The organism is Pseudomonas sp. Tav-5-1A, from assembly GCF_055755055.1.
This window is the reverse complement of record NZ_CM146901.1, coordinates 5,187,381-5,200,266: the sequence shown is the minus strand read 5'-3', so window position 1 is coordinate 5,200,266 and position 12,886 is coordinate 5,187,381. Positions and strand designations below refer to the sequence as shown.

Annotated in this window: 13 protein-coding genes and 2 tRNA genes; 6 read left to right on the top strand and 9 right to left on the bottom strand. The window is 66.1% G+C overall.

Going from position 1 to position 12,886, the window contains the following annotated elements; translation table 11 throughout:
• The first annotated feature begins 50 nt into the window (after positions 1-50).
• The 3 genes from queC to AC0J42_RS23805 all read left to right on the top strand — a co-directional run bounded on the left by queC (position 51) and on the right by AC0J42_RS23805 (position 1,078).
• Positions 51-725 (top strand): 7-cyano-7-deazaguanine synthase QueC, encoded by a 675-nt coding sequence (gene queC, locus AC0J42_RS23815; protein ID WP_027978755.1) that lies wholly within the window; start codon positions 51-53, stop codon positions 723-725.
• A 64-nt stretch (positions 726-789) separates the two neighbouring features.
• Positions 790-865: transfer RNA gene (locus AC0J42_RS23810), tRNA-Lys, on the top strand.
• 137 nt (positions 866-1,002) lie between these two features.
• A tRNA-Lys gene (locus AC0J42_RS23805) sits at positions 1,003-1,078 on the top strand.
• Between the two features lie 76 nt (positions 1,079-1,154).
• Here the strand turns inward: AC0J42_RS23805 and AC0J42_RS23800 are convergent.
• A complete protein-coding gene (locus AC0J42_RS23800; RefSeq protein WP_416426288.1) occupies positions 1,155-2,048 on the bottom strand; it encodes a LysR family transcriptional regulator in 894 nt (297 codons plus the stop codon).
• 145 nt (positions 2,049-2,193) lie between these two features.
• Here AC0J42_RS23800 and AC0J42_RS23795 point away from each other — a divergent pair, with 145 nt between their 5' ends.
• The 3 genes from AC0J42_RS23795 to AC0J42_RS23785 are packed head-to-tail and all read left to right on the top strand — an operon-like array spanning position 2,194 to position 5,062.
• Positions 2,194-3,432 (top strand): argininosuccinate synthase-related protein, encoded by a 1,239-nt coding sequence (locus tag AC0J42_RS23795; RefSeq protein WP_473004139.1) that lies wholly within the window; start codon positions 2,194-2,196, stop codon positions 3,430-3,432.
• Entirely contained in the window at positions 3,429-4,178 is a 750-nt protein-coding gene (locus AC0J42_RS23790) for a 2OG-Fe dioxygenase family protein (RefSeq protein ID WP_473004136.1), read from the top strand. The genes AC0J42_RS23795 and AC0J42_RS23790 overlap by 4 nt, the downstream gene beginning before the upstream one ends.
• A gap of 2 nt (positions 4,179-4,180) precedes the next feature.
• Complete coding sequence (locus tag AC0J42_RS23785; protein WP_473004134.1) at positions 4,181-5,062, top strand: DMT family transporter; 882 nt, start codon at positions 4,181-4,183, stop codon at positions 5,060-5,062.
• 6 nt (positions 5,063-5,068) lie between these two features.
• Here AC0J42_RS23785 and AC0J42_RS23780 read toward each other — a convergent pair whose 3' ends face one another.
• From AC0J42_RS23780 to AC0J42_RS23745, 8 genes are all read right to left on the bottom strand, one after another.
• A complete protein-coding gene (locus tag AC0J42_RS23780) occupies positions 5,069-6,142 on the bottom strand; it encodes a hypothetical protein (RefSeq protein WP_473004132.1) in 1,074 nt (357 codons plus the stop codon).
• Between the two features lie 103 nt (positions 6,143-6,245).
• A complete protein-coding gene (locus AC0J42_RS23775) occupies positions 6,246-7,058 on the bottom strand; it encodes a glycosyltransferase family 2 protein (protein WP_473004130.1) in 813 nt (270 codons plus the stop codon).
• A 21-nt stretch (positions 7,059-7,079) separates the two neighbouring features.
• Positions 7,080-7,436 (bottom strand): EamA family transporter, encoded by a 357-nt coding sequence (locus AC0J42_RS23770; protein WP_416426281.1) that lies wholly within the window; start codon positions 7,434-7,436, stop codon positions 7,080-7,082.
• A complete protein-coding gene (locus tag AC0J42_RS23765) occupies positions 7,433-8,275 on the bottom strand; it encodes a sugar phosphate isomerase/epimerase family protein (RefSeq protein ID WP_416426280.1) in 843 nt (280 codons plus the stop codon). The genes AC0J42_RS23770 and AC0J42_RS23765 overlap by 4 nt, the downstream gene beginning before the upstream one ends.
• A complete protein-coding gene (locus AC0J42_RS23760) occupies positions 8,266-9,063 on the bottom strand; it encodes an NAD-dependent epimerase/dehydratase family protein (RefSeq protein WP_473004129.1) in 798 nt (265 codons plus the stop codon). The genes AC0J42_RS23765 and AC0J42_RS23760 overlap by 10 nt, the downstream gene beginning before the upstream one ends.
• On the bottom strand, positions 9,060-10,544 hold the full coding sequence (locus tag AC0J42_RS23755; RefSeq protein WP_416426277.1) for a hypothetical protein: 1,485 nt from the start codon (positions 10,542-10,544) through the stop codon (positions 9,060-9,062). The genes AC0J42_RS23760 and AC0J42_RS23755 overlap by 4 nt, the downstream gene beginning before the upstream one ends.
• Positions 10,528-11,652: an NAD(P)/FAD-dependent oxidoreductase gene (locus AC0J42_RS23750; RefSeq protein ID WP_473004127.1), complete on the bottom strand. Its 1,125-nt coding sequence runs from the start codon at positions 11,650-11,652 to the stop codon at positions 10,528-10,530. The genes AC0J42_RS23755 and AC0J42_RS23750 overlap by 17 nt, the downstream gene beginning before the upstream one ends.
• Positions 11,652-12,677: a glycosyltransferase gene (locus AC0J42_RS23745; RefSeq protein ID WP_416426275.1), complete on the bottom strand. Its 1,026-nt coding sequence runs from the start codon at positions 12,675-12,677 to the stop codon at positions 11,652-11,654. Before AC0J42_RS23745 ends, AC0J42_RS23750 begins: the two co-directional genes overlap by 1 nt.
• Between the last annotated feature and the right edge of the window lie 209 nt (positions 12,678-12,886).

The window sequence follows — 12,886 nt, the reverse complement described above, 5'->3', positions numbered from 1 at the left end:
GCGGCCTGGGGGCCGCTGCTACAGGTCGATTTTCTTCAAGGACACCAGACATGACTGACAAAAAAGCGGTAATCCTGCTCTCCGGCGGCCTGGACTCGGCCACTGTCGTCGCCATGGCGAAGGCCGAGGGCTACAGCGTCTACACCATGAGCTTCGACTACGGTCAGCGCCACCGCGCCGAGCTTGACGCCGCTGCCCGTGTCGCCAAGGACCTGGGTGCAGTGGAGCATAAAGTCATTGGCCTGAACCTCAATGGCATTGGTGGCTCGGCCCTGACCGACAGCAGCATCGACGTGCCCGAGGCGCCCACCGAAGGCATTCCTGTCACCTACGTGCCGGCGCGCAACACCGTGTTCCTGTCCCTGGCCCTGGGCTGGGCGGAAGTGCTGGGTGCCCGTGACATCTTCATCGGCGTCAACGCCGTGGACTACTCCGGCTACCCGGACTGCCGTCCCGAGTTCGTCGAAGCGTTCGAGCGCATGGCCAACCTGGCCACCAAGGCTGGCGTGGAAGGGCAGGGATTCACCATCCAGGCGCCGCTGCAGAACCTCAGCAAGGCCGATATCGTCAAGGCCGGCATCGCTCGTGGTGTGGACTACAGCCTGACCGTTTCCTGCTACCAGGCGGACGACCAGGGCCGTGCCTGTGGGAAATGTGACAGCTGCCGCCTGCGCGCCGAAGGCTTCGCCGCGGCTGGTGTCAGCGACCCAACCAGATATTTTTGATCTTTTTTCAAATTAGGTATTGAATTCTCGTTATAAATCAGTATTATACGCACCACAACACAGCGGGTCGTTAGCTCAGTTGGTAGAGCAGTTGGCTTTTAACCAATTGGTCGTAGGTTCGAGTCCCACACGACCCACCATATGCAAGAAGAAAAAAGCCGGAAAGCACCCAGTGCTCTCCGGCTTTTTTTCGTCCTCGATTTTGTCGCGGGGCAATCAATGAAAAAAAACCTTGAATTCGCGCCATAAACCAGTAATATGCGCACCCCAACACAGCGGGTCGTTAGCTCAGTTGGTAGAGCAGTTGGCTTTTAACCAATTGGTCGTAGGTTCGAGTCCCACACGACCCACCATATGCAAGAAGAAAAAAGCCGGAAAGCACTCAGTGCTCTCCGGCTTTTTTTCGTCCCGGTTTTTTGCCCTGCCAGGCTAGGGCATCGAGGGCTGGCTGATGTGCTCGGCCAGGTAGTCGATCAGCGCCCGGCACTTGGGCGGCAGGTAGCGGTTGGGCGGGTACAGGATCCAGGCCCTGCCGTGGTAGGTGGTCTCGTAGCGCCAGTCGCTCAGCACCTCCACGATCTGCTGGTTCGCCAGCGCCTGGGCAGCGGTGAAGTACGGCAGGCAACCCACGCCCAGGTTGGCCAGCACCGCGTTGAGGCGCACCTCGCTGTGGTTGCTGACGAAGCGGCCCTTGACGTTCACCGTGACCTTTTCGCCGCTGGGCCCATGGCGCAGCTGCCAGCGGTTGTCGCTCGGGGTTTCGCCCAGGTAGATGCAGCTGTGGCGCGCCAGGTCGTCAGGGTGCTGTGGCGTGCCGGCCTGGGCCAGGTAGTGCTCGGTGGCGCACAGCACGTGATGCACGTCCAGCAGCGGCCGGGCTGCCAGGCCCAGGGGCGGGGTGTCGGTGATGCGGATCAGCAGGTCGAAGTCGTCGCTGATCAGGGCGCTGGGCTGGTCGCTGAGCATCAACTGCACGTCGACTTGTGGGTACAGGCGCAGGAATTGCGGAATCAACGGGCTGATGATGATCTTGCCCAGCGCCTTGGGCGCGCTGACCTTGATCAGCCCCTGGGGGCTGCTGACAAAGCGTTCGGCTATTTCCTGCACGGCGCGCGCCGAATCCACCATCTCCTGGCAGCGGGCGAACACCTGGGTGCCGACCTCGGTGAGGCGCAGCTTGCGGGTGGTGCGTTCCAACAGCTTGACGCTGAGTGCGCTTTCCAGGGTTGCGATCTGCCGGCTTACTGCCGAGGCCGTCAGGCCTATCTGCTCGGCCGCCGCAGAGAAACTGCCCAGCTCAACCACCTTCACAAACACCGACATATACGGCATCAGCCGATTGGTTGATTCGTTCTCGTGGCGCAAAACTGTTGTCCCCAAAGGTGGGCTAATAGCCAGCCACCGGGCCATCGATAATTCCGGGGCACTCGCTGCATTCCCACTGATTGGCCCAAGGAGAGCCCGCTGCATGACCCGAGAAATGGATGTTCGAAGCCTGGACGACCTGGCGTTTGTCGCCGAGCGCACGCCCCATGTGCTGACCCTGTTCAGCGGTGGCCTGGACAGCAGCTACCTGCTGTACCACCTGTCGAAACTGGACTGCAAGGTCACTGCACTGGCAGTGGATCTGGATGAAGGGGCAGATTACGCGGAACTGGAACGCATCACAAATTTCTTCGGGGCCACGCTGATGGTGGTCGATGGCCGCTCTGCGTTCGTCGAACAGGCGGTGTTGCCGGCCATCCAGGCCCAGGCGCAGTACCTGGGCATGTACCCGGTCAGCTCGTCGTTGTCACGTCCGATCATTGCCCGCTTCGCGGTGGAGACCGCGCACAAGCTGGGCTGCGGGGCACTGCTGCACACCGCCAACCAGTCGCAGAACAGCCTGCGCCGCCTCAACGGTGCCATCAAGCAGTTGGGCTACACCGGGTTTACCGGCAGCCCGTACGAATATTCGGCGCTGAGCCGTCAGGAAAAGGTGGCGCAACTGAGCGAGGTCGGCCTGACCGGTTTTCAGTCCCGTGGCATGAGCGGCGACGCCAACCTGTGGGTGCGCGAGTACGAGTCGGGCAGCCTGGACAACCCGGAAGACTTCAAGGTCTCGCCCGACATCTACCGCTGGACTCGTCCTCGCCAGCCCCGTGAGGTCGACCAGCTGGAAATCGAATTCCGCGGCGGCCGGCCGTTTGCCTTGAACGGGCAGATCCTGCCGCTGATCGAGCTGATCCACCAGGTCAACCATCTGGCTGGCTGTTTCCAGATTGGCCGCTACAGCGGGCTTGAGCACCTGGAAGGCGGCGAGAAGGTGCTGGAAGTACGCGAGGCACCTGCCGCGGCCATCCTGCTGCAGGCGTATCGCACCCTTGAAACCGCGGTGCTGGACGCCGAGCTGATCCGCGAGAAGATCAGCCTCGAACAGGTGTGGGTGCGCGAGGCCATCGAGGGTCGCTGGTATGGCGCCTTGCATGGCGCGGCCAGCGCGTTCATCGCGCAAACGGCTACCGCGGTGACCGGCAAGGTCACCCTGCAGCTCAGCGAGGGCAGTGCGCAATTGGCTGCCATCAAGGCCCCTGCGGCGCTGTACCTGACCGACCGCGACCAATGGGAAAAGGACATTGCCAGGGAGCGGGGCAGCCGCAGCCTCGCCGAGCAGCATGGCCGCCGCCCGCTGCGGGGCGCCAGCGTGGCAGAAGGAGTGCACCCATGAGCCTCGTCTGTGCCGACATCGAGCTGGATGCACCTGCCGTGCAGTCGATCAGCGACGACATCAAGAAGCAGGGCTGGGCGTACCGGGACGGCGACGGCCTGGCCCGGCACTTCAACCTCGACGCCGAGAGCTGGGCCGAATTCGCCGGCTATTGGGACGGCCTGGTGCTGGACGAGTACATGGCCGACCGCGGCACCTACCGCTACCGCCGCTACAGCGAGTTCGACTTCAGGGACGGTGGCAGCCTGCACAAGCTGCCCCACGCACCCTACGAGCAGGCCAGGTACATCAACACCCTCAACGGTGGCGTGGCGCGGCATTTCCTGCCGCTGGAACAGGGCATGGTCGAGCATCCGTTCTTCAACGCCTTGCTCAGCGGCATGGCGCGGATCTTCGACGCCGCCGAAGGCACCACCTGCGACTGGAACATCCGCCTGCACCCGTATCGCATCGTCAGCAATGACGAGGAACAGGGCAAGCCGACGCCCGAGGGCCGCCACCGTGACGGCGTGGACTACATCGTCATGCTGCTGATTCGCCGGGTGGGTATCACCGGCGGCACGACACGGGTGTCCACGCCGCTGAACAAGACGCTGTGCGAAGTGACGCTGGCCAATGGCCTGGACATGATCCTGGGTGACGACCACCAGATCATGCACGAAGTGTCCCCCATCAATAGCCTGGAAATCGGGCGCCAGGGCCATCGCGACGCGCTGGTCATTGCCTTTACCCGCAAGGGGAGCTGAACATGTCTCTATCGAAAACGCGCATCGCCGAAATCATGCTGCTGCTGGTGGCCTGCATCTGGGGCACCAGCTACGGCGTGGCCAAGGGCGCCCTGGTGTTCTACCCGGTCATGGGCTTCCTGTGCGTGCGCTTCATCATGACCTTCGTGCTGCTGTTGCCGGCGCTTCGCGGCCACCTGAAAACGGCGCTGCTGCCAGGGTTGGCGCTGGGCACCATCCTGCTGGGTATCTTCCTCAGCGAGACCTATGGCGTGCACCTGACTACCGCCAGCAACGCGGCCTTCCTGATCAGCATGTGCGTGGTGCTGACGCCGCTGGTGGAGTGGGCGGTGTTCCGCCGCAGGCCCAGCGCCGAGGCCATTGGCATTGCGTGCCTGTCGGTGGTGGGGGCGATGATGCTGACGGGCGCGTCCCAGGTGGAAATGAACACCGGCGACTGGCTGATGATTGTCGCGGCCGTCCTGCGCGCGTTCATGGTCTGCTCCACCAAGTACCTGCTGCAGAACGTCAAGGTGCCAGCCCTGGCGCTGACCGCGGTGCAGGTCGGGGTGGTGGGGTTCGGCAGCCTGCTGATCCTGTTGGTGACCACCGGCGGCGTGCCGGCGCTGCCCACCGAATGGTCGTTCTGGACGGCCACGGTGTACCTGGTGCTGTTCTGCACGCTGTTCGCCTTCTTCGCCCAGAACTATGCGCTGCAACACGCCAGCCCCACCCGTGCGTCCTTGCTGATGGGCTCCGAGCCGCTGTTCGGGGCCTGCTTCGCGGTGCTGTGGCTCAACGAGCAACTGACTCCGCTGGCCTGGTGTGGTGGTGGCCTGATCCTGATTGCTGCGCTGGTAGGCGGGCGCCCGGAGAAGGTCGTCAAGGCGCCGGCAGTGGCCTGAGCCGGCTCATCCACACGACAGGCGCAGCACGCTGGCATCGGTGATCGCCGCCTGCCAGGTGTAGCGGCAGCGGTGGCGGTCGACCTGTTGCTGCAAGGGCGCGTCCAGGCCGCTGGGGTTGTGCGCCAGGTCCAGGGGCGGGCCCAGCAGGTAGGCGGTGCTGGCGGGGCCCGGGTCGGCGGTGTCGGTGAAAAATCGATGCCTTGCCAGCGCTGGGTCCAGCTCGCGGTAGCGCGACACCGCCGCGGCGGCCCAGCCTTGCACCAGGATATTGCTGGGCGGCAGGCTCGCCAGCCATTCATACACGCCGGGCGCGCGAGACAGCCGGTAGGCACTGTGCTCGGCGAACGGCCAGCCTTGCAGCATCAGCACCCCGGCCAGGGTCCAGGCCAGCAGCTTGGGCAGCCGCCCCGGTTGCCCCAGCAGTTCGGCGATCACCAGGGCGTCGATTACCAGGCTCATTGCGACCAGCCATAGCCATTGCCGGGGGTTGCCTAACGGCAACAGGCCCGTTGCGTGGGTGAACAGCAGCACGCACAGGGCCAGTACGAACGCGCGGTTCAGGCTGCGCGCCAGGCCTTGGCCGAAACCTGCCAGCAGCGCCAGGTGGGCGGCCAGCGAAATCACCAGCAGGGGCAGGCCATAGGCGCCCATGGCGGCGGCCAGGGCGTCGGTGTCGGCCAGGTTGTGTGGCTGCATGTAGCGCCAGGACAACAACGCGCTCAGCAGCCACAGGCCGCCCTCGATCCGCCGGCCGGCCTGGCTGGCGGCAACCGCCAGTATCAACAGCAGGCCGCTGCTCAGCGCCAGCAGGTGGAAGGTCAGTTCGGGGAACAGTACCGGGCTGCCCAGGCAGTGGCCTGCCAGGCCCAGGGCCAGCAACCAGCGCGCGCCGCGCCAGGGCGCCAACAGCTGGCCCAGCGCGGCGGCCAGCAGCACGGCGATCGCCAGCGCCCACAGGCGCAGGGAGACCACCGAGAACGGCAGGCCGCTGCCCAGCGGGGCGAAACACAGGCACAGGTAGAGCAAAGCCAGCAGCCCGGGCGCTGCGAAGGCGCGGGCCGGAAGGAAGGCGTTCATGATGCAGTTCCTCATGCCAGGCCGCGTCTGGGCACGCGATCTGTAGCAGCGGCCGCGAGGCCGCGTCCGGGGGCGCCGTTACGCGACCTGTACGGGGGCGGCGTTACGTTGGGTCGTAGCGCCCCAGGCAGGCGCGTACCAGCACCGCCAGCACGGCCAGGTTGCCGCGCACGCTGCTGATCTTGGTCGGCACCTCGCCCTTGGGGTAACGGCGCACCGTGGGTAGTTCGATGCAGCTGTAGCCCAGGCGCGGCGCCTTGTAGGACAGGTACGCCAGCAGTTCGTAGGTCATGAACACATCGCGAAAGACCGCTACCCTGGGGTCGCTCAACAGCTGCCGGCTGTAGGCCCGGAAACCCTGGGTGGTGTCGGTCCAGGCGAAGCCCGAGGCCCAGCTGAGCAGCGGCGCATGGATGAAGCGGATGGCCAGGTCCCGCGCGGCCGGGGTGTTCTCGGCCACGCCCCCGGCGATGAAGCGCGACGCCTGGACGAAATCCGCGCCGTGGCGCAAGGCCTGGATGAAGTCGGGAATGGCCTGGGGGTCGTCCTTGTCGTTGCCATCGATGGTCACCACGCCCTCGTAGCCCTGGTCCAGGGCGAAGGCGTAGGCGCAGCGCAACTGGGCGCTGAGCTGGCCGGGCCCGGTCTTGACCAGCAGCCCGCGCACCCGCGTGGCCTGCAGCAGGCCTGGCGACAGCGAACCATCCTGGCTGCCACCGTCGACGATGATGATGTCGGCCAGGCGATCCAGGGCCAGGTTGGCCATGCGCTCCAGCAGCCGCCGAATCCGTGGGCCTTCGTTGATCACCGGGATCACCACGCACCAGGCGTGCTGGCGCCCCAGCCACAGCGGCGTGTCGAAGCGCGGCACCTGCCGCGGTGCCAGGTCGGCGGGGATCAGTTCAGCTGAACTCATGGGGTGGATCTCCTGTACGACTCAGGCCACGCGCGCGGTAATCAGCGCCACGCCGGCAATCACCAGAAAGACCCCGGCACCGGTGGTCCAATGAAAAGGCTCGCGCAGGAACAGCACCGAGGACAGCGCCACTGTGGCCACCGCGCCGGCCGTCAACACCGGGTGCGCCACGTTCAACGGCAGGCGCGCCAGGGCTGCGGCATACAGCAGGAAGGCGCTGCCATACAGCGCCAGGCCCAGCCAGAACGGCCAGTTGGCCAGCGCTTGCAGCGGCTCGGCCAGGGACGGAAAACGCCGCGGTGGCATCATCGCCATCTTCACCAGCACGCTGGCCGAGGCGTTGGACAGGATGCCCAGGATCAAAATTGCCCATTTCATGCGCTCACCCCGTTTCCCATGTGGCGGTAATGACGGCTCGCCGCCAGCAGCGCGCGTTCGATCGCCGGCAGCGGTGGCGCGCCGGCTTGGGTCAGCATCTCGATGGTCACCACGTGCCCGGGCAGGTGAGTGCGCAAGGCCTGGCGCATCCGCGCGTGGTCGGTGGTGCCATCGCCCAGGGGCAGCAGGTGGGGTTCGCTGGCGTGCACATGGCCGATCAAGTCGGCGCAGTCGTGCAGCACCTGCGCCGGGTCCTCGCCGTTGAGGGTCAGGGCCCCGGTATCCAGTTGCATGCGGATGGCGCCATGGGCCACGCGCCGCACTACGCGCGCCGTCTCGGCGCTGGTGAGCATGAAGTTGGCGCCGTAGCAGGCGGGGTTCGGTTCCAGGCAGATGATCACCCCGTGGTCGTGGGCGATATCCCCCAGCCGGCAGAAGAAGTCGCAGGCAATCTCCAGGCTCTGCTGGTCGTCCAGGCCGCTGCGGTCGCGGTTCTTCGGCGAACCGAAGACCAGGCGCCTGGCGCCCAGCCCCGCGGCGATACGGCAGACCGCCGCCAGGTGCAACAGCATCGCTGCCTGGCTGTCGCGCCCGCCGAACAGGTTCAGGCCCTGGGTGCCGAACAGCAGCGATTGCATGCCGGTGATCTGCACGCCACGGGCGCGCCACCAGCGGCGCACCTGGGCGATCTGGGCTTCGCTGGTGCGTGCCGGGTCGGCAAAGTACTTGCCGGGCGCCACGTCGATGGCATCCACCTGCAGGCGCTGCAACAACAGGCTGACGGCGTTGTCGTGGGGCCGGTCCCAGGCGATGTTGGAGATGGCCAGCCTCATGGGCATGCCTCGCTCACCGCCAGGGACGGTTCGGATTGCGCATAGGCGCGCACGGCCAGCAGGGTATCGCGGGCGCTGTAGGGGTAGGGGCCGTTGGCGCCGTACAGTTGCGCGTGGCGGCTGCGCAGGTCGTAGCGGGCCGGCGGCGGCGGCAGGTGCTGCTCCAGCGCGCGGCCAAAGCCTTGCCACGCCAGGTCCGCCACGCTGATGGGCGCGGCGCACAGGTGCACCAGCGACAGCCCGGCCTGCAGCGCCACCTGGATGTCGTGCCAGAGGTTGACCATGGGGTAGAACTGGAACACCCCGCGGCTGTCCACGGCCGCCAGGTTGTTATCGTGCCGCAGGTCGTACACCACGTTCTTGCGCAGCCCTGGCCCGACCAGGCCAGGCAGGCGCACGATCAGGTGACGGGGAAAGTGCCCGGCCACGAAGGTCTCCAGGCGCCGCCGATGCAGGCCGTAGGGCTGCAGGCCCTGCTCGTCCACCGGGCTGCCTTCATCCACGCCGATGGGATGGGCGAACACATCCACGGTGCTGATCAGCACGAACACCTTGCAGCGCACGGTGCACAGGTGGTGGATCAAGGTATCGATCGCCCGCAGGTCGCCTGCGGGGTCGCGGTTCGCCAGCCACTTCTGCGCCGGGGCGCCGGCGCACACCAGGGTATCGAATTGCTCATGCTCGATATCGGCGATGGTGGTGGAGCGGTAGCAGGCGTCGAAGCGGGCCTGGCGCAGCAAGGTGGAACCGACGAAACCGGTATGGCCGATCAGCCCGTGGCGGGTGCTGTTCATGGAGTACCTCGGCAGTTGAGGTGAAGAAGCTCGGCATCGGTGACGCTGAGCACCGAGGTGTAGCTGCAGTGGTAGCGGTCCAGGGCGCGCTGCATCAGGTTGCCTACCCCGGTCTCGCCGGGCTGCAGGTCCAGGTGCGAGGTAAGGAAGTACACCGAGTCGCCGGGGCGCTCGGCGAACAGGCGGTCGACGTCGGCGGCCATGGCCACCATCTCCTGGTTGGGGTCGCGGCGGTGGGTGCTCTCGTCGAGGCTGGTGATGAAGCGCTGCTGGTTCAGGCCGGGGTCGATCAACCGGTAGTATTCCAGCGACGGCTCGGCGTTGGGGTGCACCAGGATATCGCTGGGCGGCATGCCGGAGATGTACTGGTACAGGCGGTTGTTGTCGGTGTACTGGTAGTTCTCGCCCTCCAGGTTGTTGTAGCAGGCCTTGGCGGCCTGCAGCCCCAGCACCGCGAACAGCGCCCAGCCCAGCACTTTCAGGCCAAGGCGCGAGCTTGTGCTGAAGCGGACAATGGCGAAGGTGGAAATCACCAGGCTCAGGGGCACCAGCCAGATCACGTGGCGCGGGTAGACGGCAGGGTAGAAGCCCGCCACCTTGCCTACCAGCACCACCACGACCAGGGCGCAGAAGAACTGGTTCACCCGGTACAGGTAGTCGCGCTGGCCGTACCTGAGCAGGGCCAGGCTGGCCACCACCGAGACCGTCATCAGCGCCTTGCCGTAGGCGCCCAGCAGCGCGCGCACCACATCCTTCAGGGCGTCCAGGTGGCTGCTGGCGGCGTAGCTGTTGTAGTTGCCCAACTGGTACATGGTCAGGTACTTCATGTACAGGTACGACAGCGCCACGCAGGCGCTGGCCAGCAGAAAGCCGCCGATCTTGTAGCCGCGCTGGCGGCCGTCGTCGCGGGTCACGAACCACAGGCAGGCATAGGCCAGCAGGCCACCGGCGATGATCAGCGTGGAGAACCCCAGCAGGCTGACCAGCGCGGCCACCAGCAGCGTCCAGTAGATGTCCTGGTGCTCCTCGGCCTCGCGGATCGCCAGGATGGCGAGGAAGCTGCCGCTCATTTCCAGGAAGTAGAACTTGAGCTCGGTGAAGTGGAAACCGGTGGAAAACGAGTTGCCGATCAGCGCCACCAGGAACACGAACAACCCCCAGCGCTGCTGGCGAAACAGCAGCGCCACCGGCGCCACCAGCAACAGCGACAGCCCCAGCACGGACAGGCGCAGGGCGCGGATGTCGTAATGGAAGACCGCCGTCATCGCCTTGAAGAACACCGACGCCAGCACCGGCTCCGCCTGGTCGTAATAGGGCAGGGGCGCGGCGAAATCGGCCGGGTTGTCGATGGCGATGATGTTCTTCAGCAGCATCGCCTCGTCCAGCCACACCGAGCGGCTCGCCAGCGTCAGGAAGATGCTCGCCAGCACCAGCAGGGCCAGCAGCGTGCACACCCTGGGCAGGTCAAAGTATTTCGTCATCGAGCTTCTCCAGCACGTCGTAGAGGTTGTCGATCTTGCCGCCCAGCACCGAGTAGCAGCCGTGCAACGTGGCGTGCCGTTCGAACAGGATCGGCCGGCCGTCGTCGCCTTCGTTGCGTTGCAGCACGGTCTTGACCTCATACAGCGAGTCCACCGGCCGGGCGTCGAACACCGCCGGGATGTAGCGCCCCACGTCACGCACCATGCGTTCCACGCGGCTCACGGCCTGGTAGTCGTGTAGCTTGCCGTAGGGGTCCAGCCCGGCCTGGTCCTGCCAGTGCAGGTGCGGGGTGAAGCGCACGTGGGACAGGGTGTGCAGCCCGCGCGCGGGGAACGGCATCAATGAGAAGAACGGCCCGTCCATCACCGTGATGCCCAACCCGGCCAGCGCCGGAGGCATGGCCACCAGCGCCATTTCGGTGATTTCCTGCTTGAGCCCGGTGCTCACCCCGGGAAAGTCACCGCCCAGTTGATTGGTGCCGCTGTAGGTGCAGTTGAATACGTAGCGGCAGCGCACGCTGCTACCGGTGCCGCCGTGGTGGTGCAAGTGCACGCGCAGGGCCGGCCCGGGCTGGCGCTCAATGGCCGTGGCGCGGGTGCGGTAGTGCACCTGCACGGCCTGGCGCTGAAGTTCGTGCAGCGCCCAATCGGCCAGGTGGCGGGTGTCGAACGCGTACTCCTGCACCTTGAACACCTGCTCGATCAGGCGCGGCTCGAACAGCCCGCGCAGGTGCGCGGGCGCCGGCTCGATGGCCGCGCCGATGTCGTGGCAGAAGCGTTCGAACTGGCGCGCAGTGACCTTGGAGTTCTGCCGGGCGATGGCGTAGAGCTTGGTGAAGTCCTGCCGTACCGCGCCGGGCCAGTCCTGCACGAAGCGCGGCAGGTTGATCCGGCTGCGGTAGGCGGTGGTGTAGCTGCGCGGGTAGTGATAGCCGTTGTGCACCCGCGCCTGGTTGTTGTACGAGGCGCGCTGCATCAGCGCTGCCTCGCGCTCCACCAGCAGCACGCGCTTGAGGCCGCGCTGGGCCGCCAGGTACACGGCGATGGCCGAACCGTAGAAACCGCCGCCGATGACCACCGCATCGAACGCCTCGTCGTTGCCCGCCATCAGGAAAACCGTCCGCTGACGACCACGGTGCTCTCGGCGGGGCCGGCCACGGCTTCCTCGATGTTCAGGTGGTCGCGGCGGGTCATGCGCGCGCTGGTGAATTCCTGCGCCACGTGGCACACGGGCCCCTGCTGGGCGGCCCCGGCCATGTTCATCAGGTACTCGCCCAGCACCATCAGCACCAGGGATATCAGGAAAAACATGCCCGACTGCTGCAACGACAGGCTCACCCACCCCGGGGCGACGTCGGCCTTGAAGAAACCGATGCCCACCACGTACACGCAATACATCAGGTTGGTCACCGCGCCGAACAACGACAAGGCGGTGACCACGCGCATGGGCGCGCGTGTGGTGGACAGCAACAGGCCCACGCCGCGGTCGACGTTGTCGCGCAGGCGCTTGCGCCGCTGGGGCCTGGGCGGTTCGCTGTAGCGCAGGTTGGCGCGGGCGAAGCCGCCGGTGGCCGGCAGGTGGCGGTAGCCGATCACCGGCTTGGGGTGCTGCAGGATGAAGTTGATGACTTCCCGGGACATCAATCGATAGGGCGGCGCCTCCCGGGCCAGGTTGATGCCGTTGAAGCGCTGGTACCACCAGTGGAACGCCCGGAACGCCAGGCGGTAGAGCGGGCCCTGGCGCGGCCGCTGCTCGTTGTAGACGAACACCACGTCGGCGCCCTGGCGCGCCTGGTCCAACAGGTGGGGCAGATAGTGAATGTCATCGGTCATGGGGTCGATCACCGCCACGTGGTCGCCCAGGGCGTTCTCTACCCCCACCCATGAGGCGGTGTCCAGGTCCACCTCCTTGGTCAGGGCGTAGACCTGCAGGTTGGCGATACCGGCCTCGGCCGTCAGGGTCTTGAGCATGGCGATGCTGGCGTCCGTGGAGGCGTTGTCGACCACGATCAGCTCGTAGTCGCGCACCATGGTGCTGACCACGGCGGTGGCGTCCAGCAGCAAGGTTTCGAGTGCGTCGGCGTGGTTGCGCACGACAAACACCACCGACAGGAAGCTTGGGGCCTGGGCCATGATGGAGGTTCTCTTTTCGACAGGACGACGAAAACAGCCCGGGGAATGGGCTGGGCGAAGGCAGAGTGGGGGGGACGCAGGCGAAGGGCGAGGCAGGCAAGCTACCGCCATGGCAACCCACGACGCGCAGCGGCGGGGGAGTGCCCGGGCGCCTGTCATGGGCGTAACGCAGCAGGGCAGGGAGCCCTTGATTAAACATCCTGTTACAG